General features: G+C 72.2%; 15 protein-coding genes. 4 read left to right on the top strand and 11 right to left on the bottom strand.

All coding sequences use genetic code 11. The annotated features are described in order from the left end of the window. Window positions 1-103: 103 nt before the first annotated feature. Together argF and BG482_RS04560 are read right to left on the bottom strand one after the other, a co-directional pair. Window positions 104-1,111, bottom strand: a complete 1,008-nt coding sequence (gene argF, locus BG482_RS04565; protein ID WP_069767535.1) for an ornithine carbamoyltransferase — start codon at window positions 1,109-1,111, stop codon at window positions 104-106. Between the two features lie 106 nt (window positions 1,112-1,217). Further along, window positions 1,218-2,441: an arginine deiminase gene (locus BG482_RS04560; RefSeq protein WP_069767534.1), complete on the bottom strand. Its 1,224-nt coding sequence runs from the start codon at window positions 2,439-2,441 to the stop codon at window positions 1,218-1,220. Between the two features lie 192 nt (window positions 2,442-2,633). Here BG482_RS04560 and BG482_RS04555 point away from each other — a divergent pair, with 192 nt between their 5' ends. Both BG482_RS04555 and BG482_RS04550 read left to right on the top strand, forming a co-directional pair. After that, a complete protein-coding gene (locus BG482_RS04555) occupies window positions 2,634-3,770 on the top strand; it encodes an SPFH domain-containing protein (protein WP_069767533.1) in 1,137 nt (378 codons plus the stop codon). After that, window positions 3,767-4,681, top strand: a complete 915-nt coding sequence (locus BG482_RS04550) for an NAD(+)/NADH kinase (protein WP_069767532.1) — start codon at window positions 3,767-3,769, stop codon at window positions 4,679-4,681. The genes BG482_RS04555 and BG482_RS04550 overlap by 4 nt, the downstream gene beginning before the upstream one ends. A 48-nt stretch (window positions 4,682-4,729) precedes the next feature. Here the strand turns inward: BG482_RS04550 and BG482_RS04545 are convergent, their stop codons facing one another. From BG482_RS04545 to BG482_RS04530, 4 genes are all read right to left on the bottom strand, one after another. Next, a complete protein-coding gene (locus tag BG482_RS04545; protein WP_069767531.1) occupies window positions 4,730-7,324 on the bottom strand; it encodes a polynucleotide kinase-phosphatase in 2,595 nt (864 codons plus the stop codon). After that, window positions 7,321-8,886, bottom strand: coding sequence for a 3' terminal RNA ribose 2'-O-methyltransferase Hen1 (locus BG482_RS04540; protein WP_069767635.1), 1,566 nt, complete (start codon window positions 8,884-8,886; stop codon window positions 7,321-7,323). Before BG482_RS04540 ends, BG482_RS04545 begins: the two co-directional genes overlap by 4 nt. Window positions 8,887-9,138: 252 nt before the next feature. After that, a complete protein-coding gene (locus BG482_RS04535) occupies window positions 9,139-10,113 on the bottom strand; it encodes a DUF4232 domain-containing protein (protein WP_069767530.1) in 975 nt (324 codons plus the stop codon). Window positions 10,114-10,236: 123 nt separating this feature from the next. After that, window positions 10,237-11,160 (bottom strand): LLM class F420-dependent oxidoreductase, encoded by a 924-nt coding sequence (locus tag BG482_RS04530; protein WP_069767529.1) that lies wholly within the window; start codon window positions 11,158-11,160, stop codon window positions 10,237-10,239. Between the two features lie 244 nt (window positions 11,161-11,404). Between BG482_RS04530 and BG482_RS04525 the strand changes: the two genes are divergently transcribed. Further along, window positions 11,405-11,584 (top strand): hypothetical protein, encoded by a 180-nt coding sequence (locus BG482_RS04525; RefSeq protein ID WP_069767634.1) that lies wholly within the window; start codon window positions 11,405-11,407, stop codon window positions 11,582-11,584. Window positions 11,585-11,593: 9 nt separating this feature from the next. On the opposite strand, the gene BG482_RS04520 is transcribed toward BG482_RS04525, so the two are convergent. The 5 genes from BG482_RS04520 to BG482_RS04495 form a co-directional block, all read right to left on the bottom strand. Then, the gene (locus BG482_RS04520; protein WP_069767528.1) at window positions 11,594-12,073 is read right to left on the bottom strand and encodes a DUF6099 family protein; all 480 of its coding nucleotides are present in this window, start codon (window positions 12,071-12,073) and stop codon (window positions 11,594-11,596) included. 201 nt (window positions 12,074-12,274) lie between these two features. Then, entirely contained in the window at window positions 12,275-12,604 is a 330-nt protein-coding gene (locus BG482_RS04515) for a nucleotide pyrophosphohydrolase (RefSeq protein WP_069767527.1), read from the bottom strand. Further along, the gene (locus BG482_RS04510; RefSeq protein ID WP_069767526.1) at window positions 12,601-13,710 is read right to left on the bottom strand and encodes a biotin transporter BioY; all 1,110 of its coding nucleotides are present in this window, start codon (window positions 13,708-13,710) and stop codon (window positions 12,601-12,603) included. The genes BG482_RS04515 and BG482_RS04510 overlap by 4 nt, the downstream gene beginning before the upstream one ends. A 736-nt stretch (window positions 13,711-14,446) precedes the next feature. Then, window positions 14,447-14,836 carry a cell division protein SepF gene (locus BG482_RS04500; protein ID WP_176741305.1) on the bottom strand — a complete coding sequence of 130 codons (390 nt, stop codon included), beginning with the start codon at window positions 14,834-14,836 and terminating at the stop codon, window positions 14,447-14,449. A gap of 380 nt (window positions 14,837-15,216) precedes the next feature. Next, the gene (locus BG482_RS04495; protein WP_069767523.1) at window positions 15,217-15,732 is read right to left on the bottom strand and encodes a YceI family protein; all 516 of its coding nucleotides are present in this window, start codon (window positions 15,730-15,732) and stop codon (window positions 15,217-15,219) included. Window positions 15,733-15,847: 115 nt separating this feature from the next. Here BG482_RS04495 and BG482_RS04490 point away from each other — a divergent pair, with 115 nt between their 5' ends. Continuing rightward, window positions 15,848-16,384 carry a MarR family winged helix-turn-helix transcriptional regulator gene (locus BG482_RS04490; protein WP_069767522.1) on the top strand — a complete coding sequence of 179 codons (537 nt, stop codon included), beginning with the start codon at window positions 15,848-15,850 and terminating at the stop codon, window positions 16,382-16,384. Window positions 16,385-16,678: the final 294 nt, after the last annotated feature.

Here is a 16,678-nt window from a genome sequence, read left to right as displayed (position 1 = left end):
TCGCAGGCAGGCGCGTTCTCCACCGGCTCGCCGCGGGCAGGGGCGCTGCCGTCCGGTGCGACCTCGGCCGGCCGAGTCGCGGCCGAGGTGCTGCCGGGGAGCGTCAGGCGAGGGTGGCGACCAGGACGGCCTTGATCGTGTGCAGCCGGTTCTCCGCCTCGTCGAAGACGACGGAGTGGGCCGACTCGAACACCTCGTCCGTCACCTCCAGGCAGTCCAGGCCGTGGCTCTCGTGGATCTCGCGGCCGACTTCGGTGCCGAGGTCGTGGAAGGCCGGAAGGCAGTGCAGGAACTTGACGTCGGGGTTGCCCGTGGCGCGCAGGACGTCCATGGTCACCGCGTACGGGCCGAGGGCCGCGATCCGCTCGTCCCAGACGTCCTTGGGCTCCCCCATGGACACCCACACGTCGGTGGCGACGAAGTCGGCGCCGAGGACGCCCTCGGCGAGTTCCTCGGTGAGGGTGACGCGGGCGCCGCTCGCCTCGGCGAGCTCGCGGGCTCGGTCGACGATCTCCTGGGCGGGCCAGTAGCTCTTCGGGGCGACGATCCGCACGTCCATGCCGAGGAGGGCGCCGGTGACCAGGTAGGAGTTGCCCATGTTGAAGCGGGCGTCGCCGAGGTAGGCGAAGGCGATCTCGGTCAGGGGCTTGGCGCTGTGCTCGGTCATCGTGAGCACGTCGGCGAGCATCTGGGTGGGGTGCCAGTCGTCGGTGAGACCGTTGTAGACGGGGACGCCCGCGTGGGCGGCGAACTCCTCGACCTTGTCCTGGCTGTCGCCGCGGTACTCGATGGCGTCGTACATCCGGCCCAGCACCCGCGCGGTGTCCTTCACCGACTCCTTGTGGCCGATCTGCGAGCCGGAGGGGTCGAGGTAGGTGGTCGACGCGCCCTGGTCGGCGGCGGCGACCTCGAACGCGCAGCGGGTGCGCGTCGAGGTCTTCTCGAAGATCAGCGCGATGTTCCTGCCCTGCAGGCGCCGGTTCTCGGTCCCGGCCTTCTTGTCGGCCTTCAGTTCGGCGGCCAGGGCGATCAGACCGCGGAACTCCTCCCCGGTGAAGTCCAGCTCCTTGACAAAGTGGCGGCCGGCGAGGGCGGTCGGGACTGTCGCCATGGGGTCGCTCCAGAGATGCGGTGAAAACTGCCGTGAACGGTTGCTGCAATGACAGACCTCGGAAGTCTATACGAAGCTCAGCATTTTTATACAGCCACATGTGCGCCTATACGGCGCTCCGTTCGACCGGGCAGCTCATGCAGCGCGGACCGCCCCTGCCCCGGCCCAGCTCGCTGCCCGGGATCTCGATCACTTCGACGCCCTGCTTGCGCAGATGCGTGTTGGTGGTGACGTTGCGTTCATAGGCGACGACGACACCCGGTTCGACGGCGAGGACGTTGCAGCCGTCGTCCCACTGCTCACGCTCGGCCGCGTGGACGTCCTGGGTTGCGGTGAGCACGCGGATCTCACTGAGCCCGAGGGCCGCGGCGATCGCGCGGTGCATGTGCTCCGGCGGATGGTCGGTGACCTTCAGCTCCTTCTCGCCGGCGCCGGGCTCGATGGTGTACGACCGGAGCATGCCGAGCCCGGCGTACTGGGTGAAGACGTCGGCGTCGACCATCGTCATCACGGTGTCGAGGTGCATGAACGCCCGCCGCTTGGGCATGTCGAGCGCCACGATGGTCTGGGCCGAGCCCGCGGCGAACAGCTTGTGGGCGAGCATCTCGACGGCCTGCGGGGTGGTGCGCTCGCTCATGCCGATCAGCACGGCGCCGTTGCCGATGACGAGGACGTCGCCGCCCTCGATGGTGGACGGATAGTCGGCCTGCCCCTCGGACCAGACGCGGAACGTCTCGGCGCGGAAGAGCGGATGGTGCCGGTAGATCGCCTCGAAGTGGACCGTCTCGCGCTGCCTGGCCGGCCAGCGCATGGCGTTGATGGCGACGCCGTCATAGATCCAGGCGGAGGTGTCCCGGGTGAAGAGGTGGTTGGGGAGCGGGTCGAGGAGGAAGTCGTCGAGTTCCATGACGTGGAAGCGCACGGAGGTGGGTTCGGGATGCGCTTGCAGAAACTCCCGCTTGGTCATGCCGCCGACCAGGGCCTCGGCCAGTTCCGGGGCGGGGAGGGTCTCGAAGGCGGAGCGGAGGTGGTCGGTGGCGAGCACCCCGTACTCCTTCTCGTCGAAGACGCGGTCCAGGACGAGCGCTCGGGCCTGCGGGATCTCCAGGGCCTCGGTGAGCAGGTCACCGAAGAGATGGACGGCGACACCGCGGTCGCGCAGCACGTCGGCGAACCCGTCGTGCTCGGCGCGCGCCCGGCGCACCCAGAGCACGTCGTCGAAGAGGAGGGCGTCCTTGTTGCTGGGGGTGAGCCTTTTGAGCTCGAGATCAGGCCGGTGCAGGATGACGCGGCGCAGCCGCCCGGCCTCGGAGTCGACGTGGAATCCCATGCCTCCATCCTGACCACAGTGGACCGTCTTCACCCCCCACTCGGCCTTCTTGGACCGTTTCCGCACGAGCTTGTCCCACCTCGTCCCGCCCTGAATCTGTCACCCGTTCTCGTCCCCTTGACGAGAAGAGGAGGCGCGGATATCGTTTTCTTATCGTCGCAGTGACGAGAAAAGGAACGAGGGGGGCCTTTCATGGCCGACATCACCCGGCGCCTGGGCTGGCGCCATCTGCGCGGTGCTCCGACGGCCCATGTGCGCCACCACCGCTCCGGCAAGCTGGCGCACGACGGTCCGGGGCTCAGCTTCTGGTTCCGCTCACTGAGCGCCGCCCTCTCCGAAGTGCCGGTTGACGACCGGGAGTTGGCGATGACCTTCCACGCCCGCACGGTCGACTTCCAGGATGTGACGGTGCAGGCGACGGTGACCTACCGGGTCAGCGACCCGGCCGTCGCCGCGGCCCGCCTCGACTTCTCCATCGACCCGGACACCGGGATCTGGCGCGGCGCGCCCCTGGAGCAGCTCGGCACCCTGCTCACGGAGACGGCTCAGCAGCACGCGCTGGACGTCCTCGCGCGCACCCCGCTGTCGTCGGCGCTGGTGGACGGCGTGACGGCGGTGCGGGAGCGGGTGGCGGCGGGGCTGGCGGCGGAACCGCGTCTGCCGGCCACCGGCATCGAGATCGTCGCCGTCCGGGTCGTCGCGCTGCGTCCGGAACCCGAGGTGGAGCGGGCGCTGCGGACCCCGGCGCGCGAGCAGATCCAGCAGGAGGCCGACCGGGCCACCTACGAGCGGCGGGCGGTGGCCGTCGAGCGGGAGCGGACGATCGCCGAGAACGAACTCGCCAGCCAGATCGAACTGGCCCGCCGTGAGGAGCAGTTGGTCGAGCAGCGGGGTACGAACACCCGCCGCGAGGCGGAGGAGAACGCGGCCGCGGACAAGGTGCGGGCGGAGGCGGAGGCGACGCGGTCCGTGCGGCTGGCGGAGGCGGAGGCCGCGCGGTCGGTGAAGCTCGCCGAGGCGGAGGCCGACAGGCAGGTGCGCCTGGCGGACGCCGAGGCCCAGCGCACCGAGCGGCTGAGCCAGGCGGAGGCGACGCGCACGGTCCGGCTCGCCCGGGCCGAGGCGGAGGCGGCGCGCGAGGTCGGCGAGGCGCGGGCCGAGGCACAGGCGGCCTGGCTGCGGGTGCACGGGGACGTCGACGTGGCGACCCTGCACGCGCTCACCGGGACACGGCTCGCGGAGAACCTGCCGCACATCGACAGCGTGACGATCTCGCCGGACGTCCTGACCGGCCTGCTGTCGAGGCTCGGGGCCGGAGAACGGGAATGAGTCTCGCCCCGCGGGCCGTGCTGGTCCACCGCACCACGGAGTACGAGGAGTTGGTGGCCCGGCACGGCACGCACGGCCAGGCCGCCTTCTTCCTCTCCTCGCGGGGCCGGGACATCGAGGAGGTCGCCGAGCGCCACCGCCGCATGCGGCGCGCGCTGGCGGAGGTGACGGCGGCGATACCGCTGACCTGGCGTCAGAGCCGGGTGGAGCGCGCCGATCTGGACCGTTTTCTGTTCGCGCCGGAGGACGTGGTGGTGGTCGTCGGCCAGGACGGGTTGGTGGCGAACGTCGCCAAGTACCTGTCCGGGCAGCCCGTGGTGGGCATCGACGCGGACCCGGGCCGCAATGCGGGCGTCCTGGTCCGCCATCGCCCGGCGGACGCGCCGACGCTTCTGCCCGGCGCGCTCGCGGCCGGCACCGGAACGACCGAGCTGACCATGGTGGAGGCCGTGGCCGACGACACCCAGCGGCTGCTGGCCCTCAACGAGATCTATCTCGGCGCCGCCGGCCACCAGACCGCCCGCTACCGCCTGGGCCTCGACGACGACGGGGGTGCCGTCGAGGCCCAGGCCTCCTCCGGGGTGCTGGTGGGCACGGGCACGGGGGCGACCGGCTGGATCCGGTCGGTGTGGCAGGAGCGGGGCGGCGGCCGGACGGACGGCGACCTGCGCCTGCCGGCCCCGACGGAGCAGCGGCTGGTGTGGTTCGTGCGGGAGGCGTGGCCGTCCCCGGCCACCGGCACCTCGCTGGTGGCGGGCGAACTGGCGGCCGGCCACCGGCTGACCCTCACCGTCGAGTCGGAGCGGCTCATCGCCTTCGGCGACGGCATCGAGACCGACGCGGTGGAGCTGACGTGGGGTCAGCGGGTCCGTGTCGGGGTGTGCGAGGAGCGGTTGCGGCTGGTGGGGTGAGGACACGCGAGGCCCGGTCCGCGCCGACGGCACGGACCGGGCCGGGGCTCACAGCCGCGGGTCCACCGGCTCCGACTCCAGAGCCAGCACGCCGAACACCGCCTCGTGGACGCGCCACAGTGGCTCGCCCTCCGCCAGACGGGCCAGGGCCTCCAGGCCGAGGGCGTACTCGCGGATCGCCAGCGACCGCTTGTGGTTCAGGAAACGGCCACGCAGCCGGGCCAGGTTGTCAGGGCGGGTGTACTCGGGGCCGTAGATGATCCGCAGGTACTCGCGACCCCGGCACTTGACGCCGGGCTGGACCAGGCGTCCGCCCTCGCCGCGGACCAGGGCGCCCAGCGGCTTGACGACCATGCCCTCGCCGCCCCGGCCGGTCATCTCCAGCCACCAGTCGACACCGGATCGCACCGACTCGGCGTCGCCCGTGTCGACATACAGCCGCCGGGTGGTCTGGAGCAGGCCCGTGTTGTCGTGTTCCACCAACCGGTCGAGGAGCGCCAGCTGCTCGTCGTGCGGCAGCGCCGCGAGGCTGCGGCCCTGGACGGCGAGGATCTGGAACGGGGCCAGCCGTACGCCGTCCAGGCCGTCGGTCGTCCAGCAGTAGCGGCGGTACGCCTCGGTGAACGCGGCCGCGTCCGAGGCGCGTTCACGCTGGCGTGCGAGCAGGCCGGCGACGTCCACACCTCTGGCCGCGGCGGACTCCAGGGCGGCCACCGCGCTCGGGAGGACGGCGCCGGACGCGGCCCCCACGGCCGCGTACTGGGAGCGCAGCAGGCCCGACGCCTTCAGCGACCACGGCATCAGCTCCGCGTCCAGCAGCAGCCAGTCGGTGTCCAGTTCCGACCACAGGCCGGCCTCCTCCACCGCCGTGCGCACCCGCCCGAGGATCTCCTCCGTCACCGTCTCGTCGTCGAAGAACGGGCGACCGGTACGGGTGTACAGGGAGCCGGTGGGGCCTCCCCCGCTCCCGGTCGCGCCCGGGCGGGAGGCGCCCCCGGCGCCGAAACGCTTACGTGCTGTCTCCGCGTCGCGGCAGACCAGGACCACCGCCCGGGATCCCATGTGCTTCTCCTCGCACACGACCCGTGCGACGCCGTCGCGGGCGTACTGCGCGAACGCCTCCGCCGGGTGCTCCAGGTAGCCGTCCACATGGCTGGTGGCCGTGGGGGCCATCGTCGGCGGGAGATACGGCAGCAGGCGCGGGTCGACCGCGAAGCGGCTCATCACCTCCAGGGCCGCCGCCGCGTTCTCCTCACGGATGGAGACACGGTTGTGGCCTTCGTAACGGGTTTCTACGATGCGTCGGCCATGGACGTCCGCCAGGTCCAGCGGACGGCCGTCGTGTCCGCCGGGCGCCTCCGAGCGCAGCGGTCTCGCCGGCTCGTACCAGACCTGCTCCGCCGGTACGTCGACCAGCTCGCGTTCCGGCCAGCGCAGCGCGGTGAGCTTGCCGCCGAAGACGGCGCCGGTGTCCAGGCAGATCGTGTTGTTCAGCCAGGTCGCCTCCGGAACGGGCGTGTGGCCGTAGACGACCGCCGCGCGCCCCCGGTAGTCCTCCGCCCACGGGTAGCGCACGGGCAGGCCGAACTCGTCGGTCTCGCCGGTGGTTTCGCCGTAGAGCGCGTGCGAGCGGACCCGGCCGGAGGTGCGGCCGTGGTACTTCTCCGGCAGGCCGGCGTGGCAGACGACGAGCCTGCCGCCGTCGAGGACGTAGTGACTGACCAGCCCGTCGATGAACGTGCGCACCTCGGCGCGGAACTCGTCGCTCTCCCCGTCCATCTGCTCGATGGTCTCGGCGAGCCCGTGCGTGTGCTGGACGTTGCGGCCCTTGAGATACCGGCCGTACTTGTTCTCGTGGTTGCCGGGCACGCACAGTGCGTCTCCGGACGCGACCATCGACATCACGCGGCGCAGCACCCCGGGGCTGTCCGGGCCCCGGTCCACCAGGTCGCCGACGAAGACGGCCTGGCGGCCTTCGGGGTGCACGCCGTCCGTGTAGCCCAACTTGGCCAGCAGCGACTCCAGTTCGGAGGAGCAGCCGTGGATGTCGCCGATGACGTCGAAGGGCCCGGTGAGGTGGGTCAGGTCGTTGTAGCGCTTCTCGGTGACGACGGAGGCGTTCTCGACGGCCTCGGCGCCGCGCAGGACGTGCACCTTGCGGAAGCCCTCGCGTTCCAGGTGCCGCAGCGAGCGCCGCAGTTCGCGGATGTGGCGCTGGATGACCCGGCGGGGCATGTCGGCGCGGTCGGTGCGCGACGCGTTGCGTGCGGCGCACACCTCTTCCGGGACGTCCAGGACGATGGCGATGGGCAGCACGTCGTGCTGCTTGGCGAGGTCGATCAGCCGGCGGCGGGCGTCCGGCTGCACGCTGGTGGCGTCGACCACCGTGCGGCGGCCGGCCGCGAGCCGCTTGCCGGCGATGTAGTGCAGGACGTCGAAGGCGTCCCGGGTGGCGCTCTGGTCGTTCTCGTCGTCGGAGACGAGGCCTCGGCAGAAGTCGGAGGAGATGACCTCGGTGGGCTTGAAGTGGCGACGTGCGAACGTGGACTTGCCGGAGCCGGACGCGCCGACGAGCACGACGAGGGACAGGTCGGTGACGGGCAGGACACGGCCCGGCGTGGCGGAAGCCTGGGTGTCGCTCATGCCGCCTTCGCCTCCTTCGCGCTCTTCTCGGAGCCGTTCCCGGCGCCCTCGTTCCCGGCGGCCTCGTCGGCGCCTTCGTTCCCGGCGTTCTCGCGTCGGGTGGTCCTGTTCTTCGCGCCGGGCGCGTTCATCTCGAACACGGCCATCTGGGTGGGCGGGCCGACCTCGGGGTCGTCCGGGCCGACGGGCACGAACCGGACGTCGTAACCGTGCCGTCGGGCGACCGCGGCGGCCCAGGCGCGGAACTCCTGCCGGGTCCACTCGAAACGGTGGTCGCCGTGCCGGCGGTGGCCGGCCGGGAGGCTCTCCCAGCGGACGTTGTACTCCACGTTCGGGGTGGTCACCAGGACCGTGCGCGGACGGGCCGAGCCGAACACCGCGTACTCCAGCGCGGGCAGCCGGGGCAGGTCGAGGTGCTCGATCACCTCGCTGAGCACGGCCGCGTCGTAACCCTTGAGACGGGTGTCGGTGTACGCCAGCGAGCCCTGCAGGAGCTGGACACGGGAGGCCTGCCGCTCCCCCATGCGGTCCAGCTTCAGCCGGCGCGAGGCGATGGCGAGGGCGCGCATCGACACGTCGACACCGACGATCTCGGTGAACCGCGGGTTCTGCAGCAGTGTCTGCACCAACTGGCCCTGGCCGCAGCCGAGGTCGAGGACCCGGGCGGCCCCGGCGCGGGTCAGCGCGGTGACGACGGCCTCGCGGCGCTGATCGGCCAGCGGCGTCGGCTTCTCCTGTGTCTCGGCCTCCGCCTCGACCGCGTTGTCGATGTCCTCGACGTCGCTGTCGTCGGACTCGGCGAGACGGACCAATTCCAGCCGCTCCATCGCCTGCCGAGTCAGCGACCAGCGGCGGGACAGGAAACGGCTGGTGATCAGCTTCTGCTCGGGGTGGTCGGGCAGCCAGCCCGCACCGGCGCGCAGCAGCTTGTCGACCTCGTCGGGCGACACCCAGTAGTGCTTGGCGTCGTCGAGGACCGGCAGCAGGACGTACAGGTGGCGCAGGGTCTCGGCGACGGTGAGCGTCTCCGATTCCAGGGTCAGGCTCACGTACCTCGAGTCGCCCCACTGCGGGAACCGGGGGTCGAGGGCCACCGGTTCGGCGCTCACCCGCCAGCCGAGCGGTTCGAAGAGGGCATGGACCAGACCGGGGCCGCCACGGGCAGGCAGTGCGGGTATCTCGACGCGCAACGGCCTTGTCTGCGCGGGGAGTTCGGGCCTCGCGGCGCACACGCCGCGCATCGCGCTGGAGAACACCCCGCTCAACGCGACCGCCAGCAGCGAGGAGGCCGCGTAGGGGCGGTCGTTGACGTACTGGGCGAGGGCCGCGTCGGGAGCGCCGCCGCGGCCCTTGCCCTTGCCGCGCCGGACCAGCGCCACGGCGTCCACCTCCAGCAGCAGCGCCGCCGTGCAGCGCTCGGCGTCGGCCTCGGGATAGAGGACGTGGGCCGTGCCGTAGGAGGTGGAGAACGCCTGCGATTTTTCGGGATGCTTGTGCAGCAGGAAGCCGAGGTCGGTCGCGGGGCGTTCGGGAGCGCCGGTGGTGCTGATGGTCAGGAACACGATGAGTGCCTTGGAGAGGTGGGATGGGAACGGGAGCGCCGACAGTGCGCCCGCACGCCTGCACAACGTACCGAGAACAGGTCGGCGGCACCCGGGAATTTCGATGCCGGGGACACCCGTCCGGGCTGGTCAGGTGCAGGACACGGGACACGGGACACGGGACACGGGGTCCGCGGGACGTCGGGTGGGGCGGGGCGGACGAACCCCCTACGGGCCGGACGGCCGGGCGGGCGGGCGGGCGGGCCTGTCCCGTCAGGGGGAAACTGCGCCGGGCGCACCCTGCTGCTGCGCCGGTCTGTGCCAGGCGCTGACCCCGAGTCGTCCGGTGGTCCCGAGATCGAGGTGCGGGGTGATCGTCACGGGGGCGGCGCGCGGCGTGGCCCGCACCCTGACGTACGGGACGTCGACGGCCGTGCCGAAGCCGGTGGTGTTGCGCCACATCAGGCCGGCGCTCGCGCGCTCGCCGGGTTCGAGGGTCACGGTCCGGGGCGGGTCGTCGAACCCGGTGACGGTGGCGATGCCCCCGCTGCCGCGAAGGACCCTGACGCCGTCGACCGGCTGCCGGTCCTCGTCCAGCAGGGTGACCTGCGGGTAGCCCGTGACGGTGTAGTCCCGTTCGCCGCAGTTCTCCAGGACCAGCCCCACCACGCGCAGTCCCATCGCGGCGTCGCCGTCGTCGGCCGTGACACGGATCCCGGAGGGCGGGCAGACGCCGGACGCGGCCGGCGCCTCGGCCGCCGGGACCTTGGTCACCTGGGCGACCTTCACCCCCGTCACCGACGGCGCTCCCGGCGGAAGCGCCGCCATCCGTACGGTCCCGCCCGTCGTCCGGCCCGGCCCGACCGGGCCCACGGTGACCTTCTGGTTGGTCACGGCCCCGCCCCCGTTCGTCGTGAAGTCGAAGAGGACGGTGTAAGTCAGCTCCTCTGCACCGGAGTTGGTGACCTCGTAATCCGCCGAGACCCCTGAGCCCGCCGCACCTCCGACTGTGAGGGACTCGGCCCCGACGACGCCGTCCGCGGCGCCGGGGCTCGCGGAGGGGGAGGCGGTCGGGATGGTCACCGAGGTGATCCGCACCCCGTCCACCGCGGGCCCGGAGAGCGCGGTCCCCGGCGCCGAACCGCTTGCGCCGACACGACCGTCGTGGGTGCCGGCGCGTTCCGATCCGCACGCCGTGAGCAGCAGTGCGGCGGCGATGACCGAAATGAGCGGGGTGGTTCTGCGCATCCGGCCACCTCATCAGGACCCCGCTCATCCGACTGTGGCGGAAGCCATACTTCCGGTCACAGCCGTGTCACAGACGGCCGTCACGCGGGCACTCTGCCGGAGGTTGCGCCCGCGTCCGCCGTCCTACGACAGCTGTGCCTGCACCTGGCCGGAGACGAGCTCCAGGTGGTCCAGGTCGTGCAGGTCGAGAACCTGGAGGTAGAGCCGTTCGGCGCCGGCCTCGGCGTAGCGGCCGATCTTGTCGACGACCTCGGCCGGGGACCCCGCCAGCCCGTTGGTCCTCAGCTCGTCGACCTCGCGGCCGATCGCGGCGGCACGCCGGGCCAGCTCCTGGTCGTCCTTGCCGACGCAGACGACGAGTGCGGTGGAGAAGGTGATCTCGTCGGCCGCGCGGCCGATCTCCGCCGCCGCGTCCCGCACCCGGGCGAACTGGCGTCCGCTGTCCTCGACCGAGCCGAACGGCATGTTGAACTCGTCGGCGAACCGGGCGGCCAGTCGCGGCGTGCGGGTCGCGCCCGTGCCGCCGATCAGCACCGGGATCTTCGCCTGTACGGGCTTGGGCAGCGCGGGCGAGTCGGCCAGCTCGTAGTACGACCCGCGGAAGTCGAAGGTCTTGCCGGGCCCGGTGGCCCACAGACCGGTGACGATCTCCAGCTGCTCCTCCAGGCGGCCGATCTTCTCCTTCGGGAAGGGGATGCCGTACGCCTTGTGCTCCTCCTCGTACCAGCCCGCGCCCAGACCCAGTTCGACGCGCCCGCCGGACATCTGGTCCACCTGCGCGACCTGGATGGCGAGGACGCCGGGGAGCCGGAAGGTACCGGCGGTCATGAGCGTGCCGAGGCGGATGCGCTTGGTCTCGCGGGCGAGGCCGGCGAGCGTGATCCAGGCGTCCGTGGGGCCCGGCAGGCCGCTCACGTCCCCCATCTTCAGATAGTGGTCGGACCGGAAGAAGGCGTCGAAACCGAGGTCCTCGGTGGCCTTCGCCACGGTGAGGAGGGTGTCGTAGGTCGCCCCCTGCTGGGGCTCGGTGAAGATACGAAGGTCCATGCCTCCATCCTGCACGCCGGCCCGTCCGTCGATCCCACCGGTCCCCCGCGCCCCGCGCGCCCAGTGCGTCCCCGGGCGGGTGGAAAACGTCCGTGCCCCGCGTGGGGGGCTGCCCTGGCCGGTGACCCGCCCCCGCGATGATCGTTGGCCGGGGCGGAGCCGGACAGCCCGGCGTCCGTTCCCGGCAGGCCGACGCCGGGACGTCACCGTGTCGGCTCACGGGGCCGGGGCCGAGGAGGCCGTCATGTCCGAAGAGACCTTCCCACGGCAGGGCGGGACCGCCGCCGCCCCGCCGAAAGGATTGCCGCAGCAGATGGAGGAGTTGATGGCTGACCTGAACGCGGACCTCTCGGCGCTGGACGCCGATCTGCAGTCGACCGGAATGTCGCAGCGGACGGCGGGCGAAGAGGGCGCGGCGGGCTGAGCGGCCCGCTCATCTCTCCGGCAGCGCGCCCTCCCTCTCCTCCCGTTCCTCTCTCGCCGCCAGCTTGCGCAGCATCTCCAGGACCCGGTCCCTGGACTCGTCCGCCGCGTCGATGGCCTCCATGCACTGCCAGTACGTGCCCTGGTCGTCCACCGAACTCGCCAGCGCGACCAGGGCGATGCCCACCTCGCCGAGCAGGCCGCTCAGGTCGAGCAAGGCTCGGCGGGCGTCGTCCAGTTCGGTGAGCCGGGCGGCCAGCAGGTCCCCCGGGTCGAGGTCCGGCGGGCCCAGGACGCCGCATCCTCTGCCCGCCAGTTCCGTCAGTCCCAGCGCCTCGCCCCGCAGTTCGGGCGGGCCCGAGACGGCCAGGCGGCTGCCGATCGCCTGTGCCAGGGCCTGCGCCTGCCAGACCTCCGTGAGAATCCCCGCGCGCCCGCCGCTGCCGGCGAGCGCGCGCCTGCTCGTCAGGATGAGCCGCACCGCGTCCATGCGCCGCCCCCGTCTGCCCCGGCGTGCTGCCGGCACGCCGCCCGAACATGACTGTTCACTACCCAGAGTGAGGGTGTGCGGGGCGAAAAGCCAGAGGTAGACCGAAATCTGTGGACAACAAATCGATTTCGGTCCGCTCTTCGACTGCGGAGAGTGAAAACGGATCGAGTGGCTCCCTTCTCGGCCCTTCCGGCCGGGGAGCTAGGGCGCCGGGAATCTGAGTTCGTTGCGGTCGATCTTCGCGGCCAGCGCCGTCAGCGGATCGACGCCGAGCACCTCGCACAGTTGCAGCAGGTAGGCGAGGACGTCGGCGACCTCGTCCGTCACCCGGTGCGCGGTGTCCGGGTCGTCCATCACGCGCGTGGACTCCTCCGGCGTCAACCACTGGAAGATCTCGACCAGTTCGGACGCCTCGACGCTGAGCGCCGCGACGAGGTTCTTGGGGGTGTGGAAGGGCTGCCAGTTCCGCGCCGCCGCGAACTCGGCCAGTCTGCGCTGCAGCTTCGCCACATCGAGGTGTTGTTCTGTCACGGCCCCAGGTGTACCACCGTCACCCCGTGCGTCCGGGCGGCCCGGGCTCCGTCGCTGACCGCGCCGACGCAGCGGATGTGTCCGCGCTCGGCCATCCGCACGGCCAGCCGCAGCAGTTCCCCGCCCTGGCGTGCGTCGAGGCCGCGGTCGAGGCCGTCGGCGAGCAGGGTGAGGGTCTGCATCGCGGCCGGCACCTCGCCGGCCGGGTCCACGTCGAGGACGCCCGGCCCGGTGAGCAGCACCAGCGCGAGGGCGACGTAGCGCAGTTCGCCGTATCCCAGCCGGGCGAGTTCCGTCCGGGCGCCGTCGGCGCGGTCGAGCACCGCCCGGACCGTGCCGTCGTCGAGCGGCTCGGCGCGCAGGTCCACGACCGGTGCGGTGGACCCGGCGGACAGGGCCGCGACGAGTTGCGCATGCCGTCGGCCGCACTCCTCCCGGGTGCGCCAGAGGACGTCGGCGAGGTTGTCGCACCCGGTGAGCAGCCGACCGGTGCCGATGGGCACGGGTGCGCCCATCCAGTCGGGCTGGGGGTCGCAGGCGAACACCGACCGCAGTGCGACCACCATCTGCTCGGCTGCCGCCAGAACCTGCCGCTGCCCGTCGGTCTTGCCGGCCACGCGCAGCGGCAGCAGCGCGGTGCCGAGCCGGTCGTCGGGCAGCGGGGCGCGGGTCACCGGTGCGGGGCCGCCGGTGTGCCAGGCGGCCTGCACCGTGCGGCGCCCGGGGTCGCGCAGGGCCGTCTCCAGCAGGACGACGCCTCCCGCGCTCAGCCGCTCCCCCACGATGCGCAGTTCGGGTTCGGCCTGCACGGCGACGTCCAGCCGGACCGGGCCGCCGGGTCCGTCGGCCGTGCACCCGATGCGGAATCCCCGGCGGCGCTGGGCGTCGGGCCGCGCACCCTGCGGCACGCACGCGACCGGATCGGGGAAGACCTCGCCCAGCAAGGCCCCGCCGCCCAGCCGCGCCAGCGCCTCGTAGGCACGCAGCGCACTGCTCTTGCCGCTGCCGCTGGCCCCGGCGAACAACGTGACGGCGCCCAGCGGGAAGCGGGCCCGGCGGTGTCCCGCGAACGCCGACAGCCGCAACTCCGTGACGCACGGCCGCACATACCGGGCAGGGGCGGTGGGCGGAGCTCCCCCGGACGCCGAGTCGACCGACGGGACGGAGTGGACCCCCGGGAGGGAGTGGACCGGCGGGACGGGGTGGACCGGCGGGACGGGGTGGACCGGCGGGTCTGCCGGCGGGAGGGCGCCGGGTGGCGGCGCTGGTGCGGTCGTCGAGTCAGACGAGCCCGTCGGCGCGGCGGGGGCCGTCTCCGGGGGCGGTTCGGAGCCGGCCGTCGCCCGCGGGTCGGCTCCGCGGGAGGCGCAGCCCACCTGCGTGGACGGGGTGCGACCGGACGTGGTCGTGGCGAGGGCGCCGCCGGGCGGGAGCCGCCGGACCTCGGCGTGCGGCGCCTGCGTCGGCACCGTGGGAGAGGCCGGCCCGGACGGCGGACCGTCGGACGCGGGCTGGGGGGAGGGCGCGGAGGACGAGCGTGGGGCGGGTGTCGAGGAGGACCGCGGCGGGGGCGCGGAAGGGGTCGGCGGGGCGGGCGCGGAAGCGGACTGCGGGGAGGGCGCGGAAGCGGACTGCGGGGAGGGCATATGCGGACGGTAGGACTCCGCCGGCGGGCGAACCGTTCCGCCCGGGAAAGCTTCCTACGATCGGGCGACCGTGAGGGGTGCGCGGCCCTTCAGGCCCTCTTCCCCTTCTTCGCGCGGCCACGGAGCCGCCTGCCGGTGCGGAGCACCGCGCACCGGCGGACGGCCGTTCGACGCGGTCGCCCGCCCCCGTCCTGTCTCAGACGCCGGGCGCCCCCGCCCCTTCCATGAGTCCGCTCACCTCGGTGCCCGGCGGGGTGAGGAGGAAGACGTTGCGGTCGACCCGGTGCATACCGCTGGCCAGCCCGAAGACGACCCCGGTGGAGAAGTCCAGGACGCGCTTGGCGGTGTCGGTCTCCGCTCCCGTCAGGTCGAGCAGCACCGGAATGCCCGCCATCAGCGTCTCGGCGACCTCGCGGGCGTCCGCGAAGACGTTGACCCGCAACACGACGAAGCGGCGTCTGGTCTCCGTCTCGGCGTCCGGCAGCGAGCGGTGGTCCACCGCCGACGGCCATGCGTCCCGGCCGCGCAACGGAACGACTTGAGCGAGCCCTTCCCACTGTTCATCGGTGACGTCGTAACGGTTCACCGGCACCCCCCGAACTGACTCGCCTTCAATGCATGCACCAGTCAATTCTTACGCCAAGTCACCCGTTCGGCCCAACAGCGACACGGTCGGCCACCTGCCTGGACGCAGGACGAAGGCCGCCCACCCCGGCACACGGGAACTTCCCCCTCCGAGCGCACGGCGTTCACCAGCCCTGATCACGGTGCGGAACCGCGTATGCGGCAGAGACACCGCTGATGACGACGGACCGGGAACCCGCCCCGTCGACGACCGTCGACGGTCAAGGGCTGCCCGAACCGTGGCACCGCGTCGCTGCGAGCCTTCACCGCGACGCCCCCGACACTGTCGAGCACGGATGTGGGAACAGCCCTGCGCGACGGTTTTGCGTTGACGACGGCGCGTCAGGCGCCTGTGCGCGTGAAGCGGAGCGTGGCGCTGACGGCGGTCAGGCCGCGCATCATGCCCAGCTGGTTCCAGCCGATGCCGAACTCGGCACGGTCCACGGTGAATTCGGCGTCCAGAGTGACCGCGTCGGCGTCCGCCCGGGTCAGCCGCGCGGTGAATGACGTGGGCCGGCTGATGCCGTGCACGGTCAGCTGACCGGAGACCTGCACCGTCGCGTCGGCGCCGAGCTCGGCGGCGCGCACCACGAAGGTGATCTCGGGATGGTTGGCGACATCGAAGAAATCGGGGCCGCGCAGGTGCTCGTCACGCTTGGCGTTCTTGGTGTCGAGGGAGGCCGCGTCGATGGTCAGGGAGCCGGTGGCGGATCCGTCGGGCCCGACCTCGCCGCCGCCGGAGACGGCGGTGAAGGCGCCCTTGACCGTGACGAGGTTCCACATCGTCTTCTGCTTCAGGGCGACGGTGGACGCACCCGCGTCCAGTGTCCACAGTCCGGTCTGCACGGCGACGGTCATGACCGTCCTCCTTGGTGGTCCAAATTTGGATGATGATGTCGTGGCCACGCTATCGGGTTATCCAATTCTGAACAACCAGGTCATGCAAATTTGGACTACGGATACAATCGAAGCCATGGCAGACCCCGCTGACACCCCCGCCGACCTGCCGCCCTGTCCGTCCGCACAGGGCGGCGGCACCGGCCTGCTGCCCCCCGAGCTGCGCGGCTGGATGCTGCTGCTGGCCGCGACAGGGGCGGTGGAACAGCGGCTGCGCTCCGTGGTCAAGGAGCGACTGGACGTCTCGCACGACGAGTTCCTGGTGCTGTGCCTCCTGGCCGAACTGCCCCGCGAAGGGCTGCGCATGACACAGGTCGCGGAGCTCCTGGGCCGTCCCAAGACCCGTCTGACCTATCAGGTCGCCTGCCTCCAGCACGCCGGGCTCGTCACCCGTAAGACGGTGTGCGGCGACAAGCGCGGCGTCGAGATCGCCCTCACCGACACAGCGCGCCGGCTGCTGCGGGAGGCCTCCGCGGCACTCTCCGAGACGGTCACGGAGGCGCTGGCCCACGTCATGGGACCCGAGCAGTGCGCCGCTCTGATCGGACTGCTGCCGGAAGCGGCCGCGAAGCCGGGAGCGGAACCGGGGGCGGAACCCTCCGTCGTCGCGTAGACCGGCGAGGCTCGAGCGTCCTTCGGTCGGCCACCTCGTCGAGCGTCCTTCGGTCGGCCACCTCGTCGCGGGTCCGGGCGAGGATCCTCGCCCCTGCTCGATGCCCAGGTCCCGCTGGGCCGGCGGGAGGAGCAGCCGGTAGCGGTCGCCCACCGGCCGGATCGAGTACACGAAGTGCGCCGGCGCCCGCCCGGCCCGCTCGCCGGGCCGTACCGCGGCCTCCAGCACACCCCGCAGCGCCTCGGAGGCTTCTTCGGCGAGCGCCTCCAACAGCGATGCCCGGCCCGGGAAATG

This window comes from Streptomyces sp. LUP30 (genome assembly GCF_001746365.1).
GTDB lineage: Bacteria > Actinomycetota > Actinomycetes > Streptomycetales > Streptomycetaceae > Streptomyces.
This window is presented reverse-complemented; position numbering and strand designations above follow the sequence as displayed.